Below are 15,871 nucleotides of genomic sequence, written 5' to 3'. Positions count from 1 at the left end.
GCTTGATTTTACTAAAATTTAGGTAAGAGTTTTTAATAAATTTAAAGGAGCCACCTTGAAGAGCTACATCTTAAATTTAGAAAAAGAGTTTTCTTTGATAGAAAATGGCTTTAAAGAGCAAGAAAGAAGGGCTTTGGCTGACTATAAAGCAAAGGGAGCAGAGCGCTGCAAAGAGCTTGCATACCTAGCATACGGCTCGAATGTCTATCAAGTGCGGATGTATGCGGTTTTTCTCTTTGGACACCTATCAGATAGTGAAGAAATTTTGGCGTTTATGAGAGATGAAGTCTCAAAAGATGAAAACTGGAGGGTTCAAGAGGTGCTGGCAAAGGCGTTTGACGAGTTTTGCAAGAAAATTGGCTACGAACAGGCACTTTTAACGATCGATGAGTGGCTAAAAAATGGCAACGCAAATGCAAAAAGAGCCGTAACAGAGGGGCTTAGGATATGGACAAACAGGCCCTATTTTAAAGATAACCCAGATGAGGCGATTAGACGGCTTTCTAGCCTAAAAGAAGACGAGAGCGAGTATCTTAGAAAGTCAGTTGGCAATGCAATAAAGGATATAAGTAAGAAATTTCCAAATTTAGTAAAAGCCGAACTTTATAGCTGGGATTTGGGTAGTAAAGAGAGCTTGCAAACATATAAATTTGCTAGTAAATTTATCAAGAAATAGCGCAAATTTGCTTTAGAAATTTCTCTAGCTCAAGCTTTAAATGCTCCATGTCGCTGCTATTATCGATAACAAATTTTGCCATTTCTCTCTTTTGCTCGATATCCATCTGAAGCTCTACTCTAGCTTTTGCCTCATTTAAGCTTAGTCCATTTCGGCTCATTAGACGGCTTAGCAAAAGCTCTTTTGGAGCGTAGATCACGGCTACATTTTTAAACTCAGCGTAACGCTCCTTTTTTTCAAAAAACAAAGGGATATCGACAAAATAAATCTCCCTCAAGCGCTCAAGCTGCGAGGCTTTGAAAAAAATTTCAGCTTTTATCTTTGGATGTAAAATTTGCTCTAAATTTTTAAGCTTTTTTGGCTCGTTAAAGACGATGGCGCCCAGTTTTTTGCGATCTATCTTGCCAGTCTCATCTAAAATTTGCTCGCCAAAAGCTTCTATTATCTCTTGCTTGCAAATTTCAAGCTGTTCGTGCGCGATGAGGTCCGCATCTATCACGCTAAAACCTCGCTCTTTTAGTAAATTTACAACCGTGCTTTTGCCGCTAGCGATCGAGCCTGTGATGACGTAGGCGTTTGGAAATTTCTGCAAACTCGCTCCATTTTTGAAAATTGATAACAATTTTAGCAACTTTTGGCTAAAGTTTTAAAAAATAACCAAAAGGGTGAAAATGATAAGTTATAAAGATGCCGGAGTCGATATAGATGCTGGAAATAGCTTTGTTGAGGCGATCAAGCCTTTTGTAAAATCTACGCAAACACCAAACGTCATAGGCGGCATCGGATCATTTTCAGGTGCGGTCAGACTGCCAAGCGGATATAAAAATCCAGCCATTTTAGGCGCGACCGACGGCGTTGGCACGAAGCTTCGCCTAGCTATCGACGCTAAGAAATTTGAGGGCGTTGGCGAGGATCTAGTCGCAATGTGCGTAAATGACCTCATCTGCAACTTCGCCACACCACTCTTTTTCCTCGACTACTACGCGACTGCAAAGCTTGAGATAGAAAGCGCCAAAGAGGTGGTAAAAAGCATCGCAAATGGCTGCAAAAAGGCGCAGTGCGCGCTGATCGGCGGTGAGACAGCCGAGATGCCGTCGATGTATGAAAAGGGTGACTTTGACCTTGCTGGATTTGCCGTGGGTATCGCTGAGGCTGACGAGATAGATAGGAGTAAATTTGTAAAATCTGGCGACGTTTTAGTCGCACTTCCAAGTAGCGGTCTGCACTCAAATGGCTTTTCGCTTGCAAGAAAAGTGGTAAGCGAACTCGGGCTAAAATTTGATGAAAAAGTGGGTGAACGCAAGCTAATCGACGTGCTTCTTGAACCAACTAGAATTTACGTGAGCGACTTTTTAAACCTAAAAGATAAGATCACAGCGATGGCGCATATAACGGGTGGTGGCATAGTTGAAAACTTACCTCGCGTCTTCCCTGCCAGACTTGGCGCGAAGGTGCAAAAAAGCGCTATAAAAACGCCTGAAATTTTTAAAATCCTAGCTCAAAAAGTAGAAGATAGCGAGATGATGAGGACATTTAACATGGGCGTTGGTATGATCCTTGTCGTGCCTAAAGAAAACGTTGATGCTGTGCTAGCAAATAGCGATGGCTACGTGATCGGCGAAGTGGTAAGCGGAAAAGGCGTTGAGCTAGTTTGATGCACACAAATAGTGTAAAACGCCTGCAAAAAACTGAAAATAAGAGTTTTTTTGACCTTAGTGTCTATCAGTTTTTAGGCATGTTTGGCGTGCTAGAGAGCGATATCAAAAAGCTTTATTTTTATGAGTATTGGTGCGAGGTCTGGCGAGGATCAGGCATGCTACCTATCATGCAAGACAACGGCGAGGACGGCGATCTTTACGATGAGTGCTGCGAGGTGATCGACTGCCTTATCTACCTATATGATTGGGAGAAATTTAGCCGTATCTACATAAATACAGGAAAATAACTTGGCAAAACAAAAGGCGAAAATCGCACCTATCTGGGCTAGAGTAAAGGCCTTTATCATCGATCTTTTCATCATCGGTATGCCAGTATTTTACATCAGCACATATCTCGTTCTTGGCGGTAAAGAGGAATTTTTAAACAACCAGCTTGCCATCTTTGTGGTAAATAGCATCATATCATTTATAATGTGCCTATTTTTTAGCATAAAGGCGCAAACTCCAGGCTACAAAGCGCAAGAAATTTATCTCATAAATTTACAAACTGGCAAAAAACTAAGCCTTTTTCACGCGATCTTGCGCCAAATTTGCTTTGCATTTGCCGGCTTTAGCATACTTGGACTTTGCCTTTGCTTTTTTAGAAAAGACAAGCTAAATTTACACGACATCATCACTCACTCAGCCGCCGTACAAAAAGCAGCTTAAATTTACTTCACTCCGTGCCAAAGTAGGCGGTTTTTGCCTAGCTTTGTGTCGATACTCTCTTTTATAATGGAGCAGATATATTCTTTAAAAAGCCCTATGCTTACTTTAGGCTCTTGCCCTTTGTAGGGTAGCAAGCAAGCATCACTAAGAAGCTACAAAACGGGCTAATCTATGCTCTTAATTTTTTATCTTGGCAACAGCTTTATCACAAAATAATTAACATTTATCAATGTAAATTTAGCTTATGAAGTGTTTTTTTCAAATTTTTGGTCATAAATCGCTTAAACTAACGAGACAAATAGAGAAAAATCAAGGTCAAAAATGAATAAATTTAACTACAAGCCACGAAAAATTTTGATTAAATTTAGAGTGAAATTTAAGCGCTTTGCGAGTATAGTTTGACTTCGTTTATCAAAAACTCATAGACCCTTTGTTGCACTAAAATTTCCTCCTCGCAGCCACTCATTAAGCGGCGAAGGTGCGAAAAGTCTATCTTTTTAGCATATCTTTTGTGATCTTTCATATCTTTATCTATGCTTAAAAGAAGCGTGTCAAGCGTGATCCTGTCGCTTCTTTTGACCCTTGCCACGTACTCTCTAACGGTTTGGATTAAGAAGTCTTTTCTAGTTTGATCGTTTTCATAAATTTCATTTACGATGTCATTTAAAATGGAAAAATCATCCTCATCTGGATCAAATTTAGCCGAGATAATCGCAGCAAAAATTTTGGCACGAAACTCTAAAGACTTGTGGTGATAGATGAAAAAATCCCTAAAAGCCGATAAAAAACGAAGCTTGATCTTTCCTGGCATTGCCCTACTTTTGGTGAAATTTATGTGAGATTATATACTCTTAAAGCTAAATTTTTAAAAATGTAACTATAAAACTAAATTTAAGTATAGTTTTTGTATGATTGCGAAGCTCCTTCTTAGACCTGTGCAATGCTTTTTATGAGCACCGCTTCAGGGTGGGAACACAGCAGAGCACTTGTATTAAGTGTGTGCCGCAGTCATCTGAGAGGGGGTCTTTCTAAACCAAAATGCTCATTAAAATCATCGCAAATTTCTAAAAAATCCACTCCGTCGATCTTAGGTTTTTCGCTAAAAAATTTATACATATTATTAAAGCCGTCAGTTAGCTCTTTAGACTTGACACCGTAGCTTATGGAAATTCCAGCTTCGATGTAGGCTGAGAGCTTGTCGCAGTATTTTAGTGCTTTGCCGTCTATTGGGTTAAATTTATCCTTATTTACGTTCTCCATAGTCCCTTCGTGGCAGATGATCTTGCGCTCGAATGTCCTATTTTCAAACTCATCTTTGATAAATTTCTCGCCATCTTTTCTGATACCAAGGATGTAGCTAAACTCATCTTTGATCTTTTCAGGCACAAATGGCAAAATCCTCTCATCAATAAGCCTCATCTCATACTCGCTGATGATCTCATTTAGCCCCTTTACACCGTATTTTACAGGGCTTATGATATCTCTTGTAAGGCTCTCTGGTAGGTCGTGAAATAGTGCACAAAAGAAGTTATTTTCCAAGCGCTTTTTGCAAGCTTTTGCTTTTAGTGAGTAAAAATAGCTAAGTATCGCAACAACTAGCATATGTCCTAAGACCGCAGTTTCAGGGATGCGAGGCGTTTGTGCCCAGCGCTTTTGAAACCTTAGCCTGCCACTTAGATCAACAAGACGGGCTAATTTTTGGTTCATAGCGATCTTTCTAACGCCAATTAACTCGTAATAATCTTCCATCTCCTCCTCAACCTTCGCCTTAAGCTCGTCGATATCACTTAAAAACTGGCTCGTTTGATAGACGATAGAAAATTCCCACCTCGTGGCAAGATAGCTGGCTGCTTTTAAGATGAGGCGCTCTTTTTCGTGAGTTTTGTCGTTTTTATAGTGGTTTTTAAATCTCTCCAAAAACTCGCCGCCCTCGATATCTGAGATGAGTGTCTCAAGGTTACTTAAAACCCAGCTATTTATCTGCTCTTTTTTTGTCTTTTGGATGTGGTGAAAGACGTCAGGGCGTATGTCTGTGACTACGACCCTGCTTAAAAACTCAAAAATTCCAGCCTCGATGATGTAGTTCATATCGGCATTTTGCTCTTGTTTTGCTATAAAATAAGCGATGATAAATTTATGAGCCTGTTTGTCAAGCTCGACTAAATTTGTCATCTTTGGATAGTCGTTCCAACGTGATATAGATGCTGCTTTAAAGATATGTTCTATAAGCTTAGCACTTATCATTATTTATCCTTTTTGACTACTTTTGGCTTCTTATCATCGGCGTAGCTTATCTTTCTAAAGCCCTCTTTGTTTGAGCTTCTTCTTGGCTTGTCATCTTTTTTAAATTTATCATCTCTGCTACCTCTGCTACTAGCACGATCACTTGTGCTACGTCTCTCGCGCGGCTTGTCGTTAAAGCTTCTCTCCCTACTTCTTGGAGCGTATTCTTTCTCTTCAGCTGGCTTTTTTACCACTAGATCAGAGCTGATCTCGATAACCGTATGGACATTTCCACGTGGGTTAAAGTCACCAACTATCTTCATAAATTTAGGCTCAAGTTTTTTCTCTAAAACAGAGTAAATTTCATTTATACTATCTTCGTGGCTGATGTTGCGGTTCATAAAGCTATTTATATAAAGCTTTATCGCTTTTAGCTCGACAACTAGTTTATTTGGGATGTACTCAAGGTATATGGTTGCAAAGTCAGGATAACCAGAGCGAGGGCAAAGGCAGCAAAACTCAGGCAGAGTGATCTTTATGACATAGTCCCTTGTTTGCTTATTTTCCCAGACCTCAAGGTCACTCTCTACGTCAAATTCTTTTAAAATTTTCTCGCCATACTTCATCTCTTCGCTCATTCTTTATCCTTTTTCTTTTAAATATCCAAGTGTTTAACGTCTTTTGCGTGGTCTTGGATGTAGTTTCTTCTTGGCTCGACCTCATCGCCCATAAAGAGATTAAACGTATCAGAAGCGCTTATGGCATCGTTTATATCGATCTTTAAAAGTCTTCTGTTCTCAGGGTTCATCGTAGTCTCCCAAAGCTGCTCAGGATTCATCTCACCAAGACCTTTGTAGCGCTGGATATATGCACCTTTTTTCGCATTTTTCTCTACTTCATCAAGCACGTCTATAACGTCACTATGCAAGTCTAGGCCGCGCTCTTTTATCTTTTGGCTGATGTAAAGTGCCTCTTCATAGAGTGGATTTGTAAATAAATTTTCATTTACCACAAGCTCTTCTAGACCGCTTTCAGTTTGGACATAAATTCTAACCTCATCATCGCTAACGTAGTGGTTTAGGATGTTGTGACCCTCAGCTTTTAAGAAGTCTCTTAAAATTTCAAAAATTTCATTGTAGCTTTTTGAGACGATGTCTGGATTTTCTATCATATAGCGGATCGCCGAAAGGACGTTAAAGCGTTTTTCAAGCTCTTTTAAGACGCTTCTATAAGCTGCAACGATCTTTAAAAAATCAATCAAATCAGCACTACCAATGCCCTCTATATCAACGCCTTCGATACCAGTTTCGATAAGAAATTCATTTAGCGCTTTTTCATCTTTTAGATAAATTTCTTTCTTACCTTTTTTGTAGCGGTAAAGTGGCGGTTGAGCTAGGTAGATGTGGCCATTTTCTACAACTTTATTTAAAAATCTAAAGAAGAAGGTCAAAAGTAGCGTCTGGATGTGGCTACCATCGACGTCGGCGTCGGTCATGATGATGATTTTATGATATCTAAGCTTTTCAGCGTCAAATTCATCTCCGATACCACAACCTAGCGCTGTTATCATATTTTTTATCTCATCAGACTTTAAAATTTTATCCAGTCTTGCCTTTTCAACGTTTAGAATTTTACCCTTAAGCGGCAATATCGCTTGGAAAACTCTATCACGTCCCTGCTTTGCAGAACCGCCCGCAGAGTCGCCCTCCACTAGGTATAGTTCGCTAATTACTGGGTCTTTGCTCTGGCAGTCAGCTAGTTTGCCAGGGAGCGTGCCTACACTCATGCTCTCTTTTTTGCGAGTTAGATCCCTAGCTTTTTTAGCAGCTTCTCTACCACGAGCTGCCATTAGAGCTTTATCCATTATCGCTCTTGCTTCGATAGGATTTTCTTCAAAATACTTTGTAAGCACGTCAAAAACCATCTTTTGAACGATAGGCTTTACGTAGCTTGAGCCTAGTTTGCCCTTTGTTTGTCCCTCAAACTGCGGCTCTGGCACTTTCACACTAACAACTGCTATAAGTCCCTCGCGGATATCTTCGCCAGTTATCTTTGTATCTTTTTCACGAGCAGCAGCGTTTGCTTGAACGTAGTTTGTGATAACTCTTGTAAGGCCCGCTCTAAAGCCAGCTTCGTGCGTACCGCCATCTGGAGTTTTGATGTTATTTACAAAGCTTAGTAAATTTTCACTATAAGTGTCATTATAAAGCAGCGCAAAATCAACCATAACATCATCTTCACCGCCGCTAAATGAGACCGCTTTGCTGACAGCGTTTGCCTTGTTCATATCAGTTACAAAGCTCTCTAAACCGCCCTCAAAATGAAAGCTCTCGCTTCTGCCATTTCTTTGATCTTTGAAATTTATAGTTATCTTTGGATTTAGATAGGCTAGCTCGCGAAATCTTTTTGTTAAAATTTCATCATCAAATTCAGTCACTTCAAATATGCTATCATCTGGCCAAAACTCGACTTGTGTGCCTGTGCGATTTGTAGTTTTTATCACTTCAAGGTCGCTTTGAGGGATACCTTTTGAAAATTCTTGTCTATGAAGCTTGCCATCACGTTTGATATTTACGATTAGCTTTTTAGAAAGGGCATTTACGACAGATACACCAACGCCGTGAAGACCACCAGAGACTTTATAAGTGTCCTTGTCAAATTTACCACCAGCGTGAAGCACAGTTAGGACAACAGTCGCAGCTGAAATTTTCTCAGTCGGGTGCATATCTACTGGGATACCACGGCCATTATCGCTAATGATCGCTGAGCCCTCACGTGTAAGTTCAACATCTATCGTATCGCAGTATCCTGCCATCGCTTCGTCGATAGAGTTATCAACGACTTCGTAGATCATGTGATGAAGACCGCTTATGTTAGTATCGCCTATATACATGCCTGGGCGCTTCCTGACCGCCTCAAGCCCTTTTAGTACTTTAATATTTTCTGCGCCGTAATTATTTTCCATCATAAACCTTTTTTAACTTATATATTTAATGGACTTATAACTGTTAAAAGCTCTTTTGAGCTAACAACGAAAGGTAAATTTTTATCTTTAAATCCAAACTCAAATTTCTCATCTTCTATGCTTTGTAGGAAGTCTATTAAATTTCTATTTTTTACATTTATGCTGATATCTTCTTCAAGTCCAGTTTGAAACTCTATCATCGTTTTGGCTTCAGAGTTATCCTCTATGATGCTCTCAAACGTGATGCTCTCTTTTGAAAAAGTTATCTTCATCTGATCGCTTAGCATCGAGATAGTCTTAATGCCTTCAACCATTTTATCTCTGCTTAGCTCAAATCTTATAGCGATATCTTTTGGTATAACGCGCTCATAGTCAGGGAATTTGCCATTTATCAGCTTTGTGAAAAACTCAAAATTTTGGCTTTGAGCGATGAGGACGTTTTCATCATAGTAAATTTCTATCTTGTCGAAAAATAGCTTTTGAATTTCGTTTATCGCTTTTTTAGGGATGATCAGTGAAAACTCATTGCTCGCTTCATTTGCAAATTTAAATACAGCTAGCCTTTTTGTATCGGTGCCTACTATATTTATATAGTTTTGTTTTATATCTAGTAAAGCGCCGTTTAGCTCAAATTTAGGGTTGTTGCTATCGATGCATGGCAAAATTTTCTTTAAGCTTCTGCCTAGCATTATGGCGTCTATGTCAAATTTGGCCTTGCCTTCTATCGTTGGAAACTCTGGGAAGTCTTCAAATTTATACATTGGAAGTTTGTATTTTGAGTTTTTTTGCTTGATGTAAAGATAGTTATTAACAGTTTCAAGCGTTACCTCTTCATCTTTTAGGCTTTTTATGATGTCAAGTAACTTTTTACCATTTGCAGTTGCATAGCCCTCATCAACGATCTTTGCGTTGCTTAGTTTATATGCTAGTCCTATCTCGTGATCAGTTGCTTTTATGTTTAAAACTCCATCTTTTGCAGAGATATAGATGTGAGAAGTTATAGCACTAAGATCTCTTTTTTCGAGATATGGATTAGTGTTTGTTACTATGCTCTCAAGCATGTTTTTGTTTATTAAAACCTTCATTAAATACTCCCTCTTATTTTTAATTTTCTTTTTGTTGTATTAGTTGGTAGCGTGAAAGTGTGAAAACCATCTTTTCTCACGCCAGCATCGTTATTTAAAATGTGAAAAGAATTTTTCATTTCTTCACATTTATTCACGAATTTCATTCTGTTTTTATCCTTTTGTTAAAATTTTGTTCTTTATCTCAGTCACTCTGAGATTGAAAATTTCGTTACTCTCCATGAGCTCGTTTATCTTTTTTATGTTGTGACTAACGGCGCTATGGTCTTTCATGCCAAAATAGTTTGCGATTTGAGGCATCGAATTTGTCGTGAGCATCTTCGCAAGGTAGATGATGATGCGTCTAGCCTCTACGATGTTTTGCACTCTTGACTTGCTTTTTATGTCACTTGGCTTGATGTTTAGCTCTTTGCTAACGATCTCTATAATGGTTTCAAGATTTATATTTTCATGCTTCTCTTTGATGAGATCTTTTAGTGTATTTTTAGCAAATTCAAGCGTTATCTCAACTCTCATCAAGCTTGCATAGGCGTTTAAATTTATGATAGCGCCCTCGATCTCACGGATATTATCGCCCATGTTTGTAGCGATGTAGTCGATGACCTCTTTATTTAGATAAATTTTGTCAAATTCGCATTTTTTGATGATGATAGCTATCTTTGTATCAAGCTCAGGCGGCGTGATATCAGCCATTATGCTTTGTTCAAACCTTGACTTTAGCCTCTCATCAAAGCCCTTTAATATCTTTGCTGGGCGGTCTGAGGTCATTACGATCTGACCTTTTTTGGCTATAAGCTCGTTAAATGTGTTGAAAAACTCCTCTTGAATTTTATCTGTTTTGCCTAAAAACTGCACGTCGTCTATTAGTAAAACATCGCAGTTTCGGTATTTCTCACGAAATTTAGTCATCGAGTGGCTATTTAGATGCGTGGTAAAATCAATCATAAACTGATCGCTCGTCACGCAGATAACGACCTTACCTTGATCTAGGCAGTAGTTGCCAACTGACTGAAGCAGGTGCGTCTTGCCAAGGCCAGTTGTGCCATATATAAAAAGTGGGTTGTAAAGCACGCCAGGCTTGTCCGCAACTGCTTTTGCGTTTAAAAAAGCAAATTGATTTGAGTCGCCGCAGACAAAATTTTCAAATGTATATCCAGGGTTTAAAATGCTGCTTTGCGCCTTGATCTGCTTTACATTTACTTGGCTTTGTTTTATATTTTTTAGCTTGGTTTGGCTAGTTATCTCGACCTCTGGCTTTTTGCCGGTTTTTACTTCGTAAAGGTAGGCTATCTTTTCTGCATATCTAGTTTTTATAAATTTAGCCATCAATTCACTCGTGGCGTTAAAAACTATAAAATCTTCGTTTGAAGCCTTTTCATTAAATTTTAATTGTTTGATGTAGCAGTCAAATTCATTAGCTGATATTTTTGTCTGTAAAAGCTCTAAAATCTCGTCTGCTAGCAAATTTTAACCCTTTTTATTTAATGAATTTTATTAGCGATTTTATCTTAAATTTAATAAAACCTTTGTTAAACTCCGACAAACTTTTTCACGGCGTGAAAAAGTCGTGAAAAAGTATTGAAAAGATTGTGATGAAAATTTTAGGAATCGATCCAGGCACGAAAAATTGCGGTTACGCGATACTTGAAAAGAGCAAATTTAAAACTATGCTTCTTGAAGCTGGGCTTATAAAGATAAAGCCAAACACGCTTCAATACCAAATAACAGAGCTTTGTGAGGGGCTTGATCTCATCTTCAAAAACCATAAATTTGACGAGGTTGCGATAGAAGACATCTTCTTTGCCTACAACCCAAAAACAGTCTTAAAGCTCGCTCAGTTTCGTGGGGCACTTAGTCTTAAAATTTTGCAGCTTCATGGCGACTTTGCCGAATACACGCCACTTCAAGTAAAAAAAACGGTCACTGGCAAGGCAAAGGCTGACAAAGAGCAAGTGGCATTTATGGTGAAGAAAATTTTAGGCATAAATAAAGAGATAAAACCGCTTGATATCACTGATGCTATCGCGATCGCGCTAACTCACGCGAATAATTTAAGAATAAACTAAATTTGATAGGAAAAATATGGCAACACTAAAAGCTTTACTAATAGGAGATGTGAAAAACTACGGCTCGCAAAACGCAACTGATAAGCTAAATTTACCTTGGAGCTCGGCTATTTTTAAAGTAGCTCAAAATGGCGAAATTTTCGCAAATGAGCTTGGCTTCGAGGGCGATAGTGTCGCTGATACGAAGCATCACGGCGGCCCTGAAAAGGCAGTCTTTGCAAATTCATTTGCAAACTACGCCGAGTGGGAGAAATTTTTAGGATTAAAAAATATGGCTTATGGGGCGATGGGGGAGAATTTATGCGTTGATGGGCTTGATGAGAGCTGCGTTTATGTGGGCGATATCCATAAGGTAGGCTCGCTTGTGCTTCAAGTCTCGCAGCCTAGAAAGCCATGCTTTAAGCTCTCAAAAAGATGGGGCAAGGAAAATTTAGCCACTCATATCTTTGAAACAGGCCTTACTGGCTGGTACTACCGCGTTCTTACGCCAGGCTCGTGCAAGGCAGGCGACGTGATAGAGATTATAGAAAATGACCCAGTTCATATGAGCATTTTAGAGATAAATAGGCTCTTTTACGCGCCAAGTGAAAATTTAAATTTACTAGAGAAATTTAACGCCCTCACCACTCTTACAAATGGCTGGCACGATGATATGAAAAGACGTATCGAGGGAATTTATAGCACCGAATTTATGAGAACACTATAAACATTTATACTTTTGCTCCGATTTTGTTTTACAAATAAATTTCAAACAAAAATTAAAGGAGCAGAGGTGTTTCGTTCTATCACAAATAAGATAGCACTAGCCTTGATGATCTTACTCATCATTTCGTTTTGCGCTATCTCGGCGGTTAGTTATTTTACTTCAAAAGGCAAGATCGTTGAGCTTGTCAGTGGCAAAGAGGATCAAGTCCTTAAAGATATAAAGAGTGTTACAAACACTTTTTTTGATGAAAATTTAGAGTATATCAAGAAAATTTCATCAGTCGTTGAAGGCGCTCAAAGTGGTGATGAGATAATGAACTTTGTCTTATTAGAAAAAAAGGTCGCGAACTCTGCGGTGAGCTATGTTTATTACGGCGATGAGGATGGACACTTCTTTCAATCAGATGGTAAAAGAACAACCGTAGCTGATAAATATGATCCAAGAACTAGAGGTTGGTATAAGAGTACAAAAGAGAAAAATAAAGAAATTTATACCGAGCCAAGAGTTACTTCTACAAATGATCTAGTTATCACTTTTACTGCTCCTGTTACTAAAAATGGTAAATTTCAAGGTGTTTTTGGTATTGATATAGACATTAAAAAGTTAAGTGACAAGATCCTTGATATTGGTAAAACTAAAGAAGGTGGATATGCTTATATTATGAAAAAAGATGGAACTATGCTTATTTCTGATATAGCTTCAGAAGTTGGTACCATCTTACCTGCTACAAAGGTCGTCTCAGAAAAGTATAACAATAAAGAATTTGACGAAAATGGTCTGATCTCATATAAAAACTCTAAAAACCAAGATGTAACAGCTAAAATTTTACCTATCAACGATGATGGCTGGCTTGCTGCTGTTGCAATAGGTGCGGATACCTTTTCAAACCACACTATGCCTATCTTAAAAGCTCAACTAATACTTGCGGTGCTCTTTATAGTCATACTCTCAGCTATTGTTTTCGTGCTACTAAAACGCTCACTTAAACCTATCGGAGTTATCCAAGAGAAGCTTTCTGATACATTTAAATTTATCACTTATGAGAGCAGCACTGCCCCAAGTAAGCTAGATATCCACACTACTGATGAATTTGGCGTGATGAGCGAAGAGATAAATAAAAATATCGACAAAGTCATAGCTGGCATCAAAAAAGATAATACCATGCTTGAAGAGCTAAATATAGCTGCAAATAATATGATAAGAGGAAATTTAGGCGTCAAACTAAGTGAGAACCCAAATAACCCATCTCTTATCAAACTAAAAGATTTACTAAACACTTTCTTTAGTTCTATTAGTAAAAATTTGGGTAATGTAATAAATATATTAAACGCTTACTCTAAAAATGACTATACTGCAAAGATTGAAATAGATGAAAACATTGAAGCTGATCTAAAAGCTATGATGCTTGGTATAAATAGCTCTGGTGTTGCTATTTGCAATATGCTAAATGATAATCTAAGCCAGGCACAAATTTTGGAAGAAAAAGCACAAATTTTATCTGAATCTATGAAGAATTTAACTTCAGGAGCAAATAAGCAAGCAGAGTCTATTCAAGAAAGTGCAGCAGCTATCGAAGAGATGTCAAGCTCAATGAATGCAATATCTCAAAAGACAGCGGATGTTATAAGACAAAGTGATGAGATCAAAAATATCATCATTATTATCCGTGATATTGCTGATCAGACAAATTTACTCGCTCTAAATGCTGCCATAGAAGCTGCTCGTGCAGGTGAGCATGGACGTGGCTTTGCAGTTGTGGCTGATGAGGTTAGAAAGCTAGCTGAAAGAACACAAAAATCACTTGGCGAGATCGAGGCAAATACAAATGTCCTTGCTCAATCAATTAACGAGATGAGTGAATCAATCAAAGAGCAAACAACAGCTGTTGATATGATAAATCAAAGTGTATCTCAAATAGATAATGTTACAAAAGAAAATATTTCAGTTGTTAATACTACAAACGACGTAACTAGCGAGATAGACGGCATGGCGAAGGTCATACTAACAGACGTTAGAAAAAATAAATTTTAATACCCAAAATCTCTCAAATATTACCGGGCTCATGTAAATTTACGTGGGCCTTTAAATTTTAAATCTTTTTTACGCTAAAATTACCAAAAATTTAAAGGAGAATATATGCCACTACTTGATAGTTTTTGCGTAGATCATGTGAAGATGAAAGCCCCAGGAGTTAGACTAGCAAAGAGTATGAAGACCCCAAAGGGCGATGATATCAGCGTTTTTGACTTGAGATTTTGCAAGCCAAATGAGGAAATTTTGCCAGAAAAGGGCACTCACACTTTAGAGCACCTATTTGCTGGTTTTATGAGAAACCATTTAAATGGCAACGGCGTGGAGATCATAGACATCTCGCCGATGGGCTGTAGGACGGGCTTTTATATGAGCGTGATCGGCACACCTAGCGAAGAAGCTGTAAAAAAGGCATGGCTAGCTTCGATGAAAGATATCTTAGAGGTCAAAACTCAAGATCAAATTCCAGAGCTAAATAAATTTCAATGCGGCACTTACAAGATGCACTCACTTGATGAAGCTCACGCCATAGCAAAGAAAATTCTAGATCACGGCCTAGTCATCATAAATAACGATGAGATCAAGCTTGACGTTGATGCTATGGGACTAAAAAAGCACTGATTTGAAACCAGCTAAACAAGAAAATCAAGCCTATCTAAAAGAGCAAATTTTAACCTATCTTGGTAACAAACGCTCTCTTTTAGGCTTTATCGAGCGAGGCGTAAAATACGCAAAAGACGAGCTTAAAAAAGAGAAGCTTAGCTGCTGCGACCTCTTTAGTGGAAGCGGCGTGGTGGCTAGGTTTTTAAAGCAAAATAGCGAATTTTTAGTCACAAACGACTTGGAGCTTTACAGCTTCATCACAAACTCATGCTATCTGCAAAACGCCACAAATGAGCTAAGAGATGAGATAAATTTCTGGCAAAAAAAGCTTGAAAAAGAGATAGAAAATAACCTTTGCGAGGGCTTTATAACAAGGCTTTATGCACCGCAAGATGATGAAAATATCGCTTTTGGCGAGCGGGTCTTTTACACGAAAAAAAATGCTAAATTCATCGACACTGCAAGAAGGCTCATAGATGAGATGTTGCCAGTTGAGATGAGAAAATTTTTCATAGCTCCACTACTTTATAACGCAAGCGTGCATGCAAATACGAGTGGAATTTTTAAAGGTTTTCATAAAAATAAAGATGGCATCGGTCAGTTTGGTGGCAGGGGGCAAAATGCCATTTCAAGGATCACTTCTGATATAAATTTGATTAAGCCTATTTTTTCAAATTTTAGCGTGCCATTTGAGGTCTATCAAAAGGACGCAAATTTACTGGCAAAAGAGCTTGATGGGCTTGATCTAGTCTATCTTGATCCGCCTTATAACCAGCATCCATACGGCTCAAACTACTTCATGCTAAATCTCATCGCAAGCTATGAGGAGCCAAGTAAAATTTCAAAAGTCTCAGGTATCGCAAAGGACTGGAACAGATCAGTTTTTAATAAAAAATCATCAGCAAGCGAGGCATTTTTCGAGTTGATAGCAAATTTAAAGGCGAAATTTGTGCTGATCTCGTTTAACTCAGAAGGCTTTATCAACCAAGATGAATTTGATAAAAACCTAAATAAAATGGGCAAAGTTCATCTACTTCGCCAAAAGTATAACGCCTACCGCGGCAGCAGAAATTTAAAAGCTAGAAACATCCATGTAGACGAACTTCTTTACGTTTTGAAAAAGTAAATTTAGCGCTCATTTTATCACTTC

At 38.4% G+C, this 15,871-nt stretch carries 17 protein-coding genes and 1 other RNA gene; 10 read left to right on the top strand and 8 right to left on the bottom strand.

The genetic code is table 11. The features are described 5' to 3' along the window. Positions 1 to 55: 55 nt before the first annotated feature. Positions 56 to 676 carry a DNA alkylation repair protein gene (locus tag MTT29_RS06785; RefSeq protein WP_103606061.1) on the top strand — a complete coding sequence of 207 codons (621 nt, stop codon included), beginning with the start codon at positions 56 to 58 and terminating at the stop codon, positions 674 to 676. On the opposite strand, the gene coaE is transcribed toward MTT29_RS06785, so the two are convergent. Then, complete coding sequence (gene coaE / locus MTT29_RS06780; RefSeq protein ID WP_103606062.1) at positions 666 to 1,268, bottom strand: dephospho-CoA kinase; 603 nt, start codon at positions 1,266 to 1,268, stop codon at positions 666 to 668. The genes MTT29_RS06785 and coaE overlap by 11 nt on opposite strands. A gap of 79 nt (positions 1,269 to 1,347) precedes the next feature. Here coaE and purM point away from each other — a divergent pair, with 79 nt between their 5' ends. The 3 genes from purM to MTT29_RS06765 are packed head-to-tail and all read left to right on the top strand — an operon-like array spanning position 1,348 to position 3,042. After that, a complete protein-coding gene (gene purM, locus MTT29_RS06775) occupies positions 1,348 to 2,331 on the top strand; it encodes a phosphoribosylformylglycinamidine cyclo-ligase (RefSeq protein ID WP_148784815.1) in 984 nt (327 codons plus the stop codon). After that, positions 2,331 to 2,621: a hypothetical protein gene (locus MTT29_RS06770; RefSeq protein ID WP_429800140.1), complete on the top strand. Its 291-nt coding sequence runs from the start codon at positions 2,331 to 2,333 to the stop codon at positions 2,619 to 2,621. Before purM ends, MTT29_RS06770 begins: the two co-directional genes overlap by 1 nt. 1 nt (position 2,622) lies before the next feature. Then, positions 2,623 to 3,042 (top strand): RDD family protein, encoded by a 420-nt coding sequence (locus MTT29_RS06765; protein ID WP_429800139.1) that lies wholly within the window; start codon positions 2,623 to 2,625, stop codon positions 3,040 to 3,042. 2 nt (positions 3,043 to 3,044) lie between these two features. Here the strand turns inward: MTT29_RS06765 and MTT29_RS06760 are convergent, their stop codons facing one another. Both MTT29_RS06760 and MTT29_RS06755 read right to left on the bottom strand, forming a co-directional pair. Next, positions 3,045 to 3,176, bottom strand: coding sequence for a hypothetical protein (locus MTT29_RS06760; RefSeq protein WP_429800138.1), 132 nt, complete (start codon positions 3,174 to 3,176; stop codon positions 3,045 to 3,047). 242 nt (positions 3,177 to 3,418) lie between these two features. After that, entirely contained in the window at positions 3,419 to 3,853 is a 435-nt protein-coding gene (locus MTT29_RS06755) for a hypothetical protein (protein WP_103636045.1), read from the bottom strand. Between the two features lie 113 nt (positions 3,854 to 3,966). On the opposite strand from MTT29_RS06755, the gene ffs reads away from it, so the two are divergent. Further along, an RNA gene (gene ffs / locus MTT29_RS06750) (signal recognition particle sRNA small type) lies at positions 3,967 to 4,064 on the top strand. Here ffs and MTT29_RS06745 read toward each other — a convergent pair. The 5 genes from MTT29_RS06745 to dnaA all read right to left on the bottom strand — a co-directional run bounded on the left by MTT29_RS06745 (position 4,051) and on the right by dnaA (position 10,779). Next, complete coding sequence (locus MTT29_RS06745; RefSeq protein WP_429800137.1) at positions 4,051 to 5,286, bottom strand: HD domain-containing protein; 1,236 nt, start codon at positions 5,284 to 5,286, stop codon at positions 4,051 to 4,053. The two genes, ffs and MTT29_RS06745, sit on opposite strands and share 14 nt — an antisense overlap. Then, the gene (queF, locus tag MTT29_RS06740) at positions 5,286 to 5,903 is read right to left on the bottom strand and encodes a preQ(1) synthase (protein WP_429800136.1); all 618 of its coding nucleotides are present in this window, start codon (positions 5,901 to 5,903) and stop codon (positions 5,286 to 5,288) included. The genes MTT29_RS06745 and queF overlap by 1 nt, the downstream gene beginning before the upstream one ends. 17 nt (positions 5,904 to 5,920) lie before the next feature. Further along, on the bottom strand, positions 5,921 to 8,230 hold the full coding sequence (gene gyrB / locus MTT29_RS06735; protein ID WP_429800135.1) for a DNA topoisomerase (ATP-hydrolyzing) subunit B: 2,310 nt from the start codon (positions 8,228 to 8,230) through the stop codon (positions 5,921 to 5,923). A 17-nt stretch (positions 8,231 to 8,247) separates the two neighbouring features. Beyond that, positions 8,248 to 9,315 carry a DNA polymerase III subunit beta gene (dnaN, locus tag MTT29_RS06730; protein WP_021088742.1) on the bottom strand — a complete coding sequence of 356 codons (1,068 nt, stop codon included), beginning with the start codon at positions 9,313 to 9,315 and terminating at the stop codon, positions 8,248 to 8,250. A gap of 153 nt (positions 9,316 to 9,468) precedes the next feature. Next, entirely contained in the window at positions 9,469 to 10,779 is a 1,311-nt protein-coding gene (dnaA, locus tag MTT29_RS06725; RefSeq protein ID WP_103567040.1) for a chromosomal replication initiator protein DnaA, read from the bottom strand. A gap of 122 nt (positions 10,780 to 10,901) precedes the next feature. Between dnaA and ruvC the strand changes: the two genes are divergently transcribed. From ruvC to MTT29_RS06700, 5 genes are all read left to right on the top strand, one after another. Beyond that, a complete protein-coding gene (gene ruvC / locus MTT29_RS06720) occupies positions 10,902 to 11,381 on the top strand; it encodes a crossover junction endodeoxyribonuclease RuvC (protein WP_103616689.1) in 480 nt (159 codons plus the stop codon). Positions 11,382 to 11,397: 16 nt separating this feature from the next. After that, on the top strand, positions 11,398 to 12,087 hold the full coding sequence (locus tag MTT29_RS06715) for an MOSC domain-containing protein (protein WP_429800134.1): 690 nt from the start codon (positions 11,398 to 11,400) through the stop codon (positions 12,085 to 12,087). A 66-nt stretch (positions 12,088 to 12,153) separates the two neighbouring features. Then, positions 12,154 to 14,118 carry a methyl-accepting chemotaxis protein gene (locus MTT29_RS06710; RefSeq protein ID WP_429800133.1) on the top strand — a complete coding sequence of 655 codons (1,965 nt, stop codon included), beginning with the start codon at positions 12,154 to 12,156 and terminating at the stop codon, positions 14,116 to 14,118. 105 nt (positions 14,119 to 14,223) lie between these two features. Beyond that, positions 14,224 to 14,739 carry an S-ribosylhomocysteine lyase gene (luxS, locus tag MTT29_RS06705; RefSeq protein ID WP_103557839.1) on the top strand — a complete coding sequence of 172 codons (516 nt, stop codon included), beginning with the start codon at positions 14,224 to 14,226 and terminating at the stop codon, positions 14,737 to 14,739. A gap of 1 nt (position 14,740) precedes the next feature. Further along, entirely contained in the window at positions 14,741 to 15,847 is a 1,107-nt protein-coding gene (locus MTT29_RS06700; RefSeq protein WP_429800132.1) for a DNA adenine methylase, read from the top strand. Positions 15,848 to 15,871: the final 24 nt, after the last annotated feature.

The sequence above is a fragment of the Campylobacter concisus genome (assembly GCF_050447485.1).
Classification (GTDB): Bacteria; Campylobacterota; Campylobacteria; order Campylobacterales; family Campylobacteraceae; genus Campylobacter_A; species Campylobacter_A concisus_BQ.
This window is presented reverse-complemented; position numbering and strand designations above follow the sequence as displayed.

Excerpts from the sequence above, each read along its gene's own strand:
- luxS (WP_103557839.1), top strand. The coding sequence starts at position 14,224 with ATGCCACTACTTGATAGTTTTTGCGTAGATCATGTGAAGATGAAAGCC.
- MTT29_RS06755 (WP_103636045.1), bottom strand. The coding sequence starts at position 3,853 with ATGCCAGGAAAGATCAAGCTTCGTTTTTTATCGGCTTTTAGGGATTTT.
- purM (WP_148784815.1), top strand. The coding sequence starts at position 1,348 with ATGATAAGTTATAAAGATGCCGGAGTCGATATAGATGCTGGAAATAGC.
- MTT29_RS06770 (WP_429800140.1), top strand. The coding sequence starts at position 2,331 with ATGCACACAAATAGTGTAAAACGCCTGCAAAAAACTGAAAATAAGAGT.
- MTT29_RS06715 (WP_429800134.1), top strand. The coding sequence starts at position 11,398 with ATGGCAACACTAAAAGCTTTACTAATAGGAGATGTGAAAAACTACGGC.
- MTT29_RS06745 (WP_429800137.1), bottom strand. The coding sequence starts at position 5,286 with ATGATAAGTGCTAAGCTTATAGAACATATCTTTAAAGCAGCATCTATA.
- gyrB (WP_429800135.1), bottom strand. The coding sequence starts at position 8,230 with ATGGAAAATAATTACGGCGCAGAAAATATTAAAGTACTAAAAGGGCTT.
- queF (WP_429800136.1), bottom strand. The coding sequence starts at position 5,903 with ATGAGCGAAGAGATGAAGTATGGCGAGAAAATTTTAAAAGAATTTGAC.
- dnaN (WP_021088742.1), bottom strand. The coding sequence starts at position 9,315 with ATGAAGGTTTTAATAAACAAAAACATGCTTGAGAGCATAGTAACAAAC.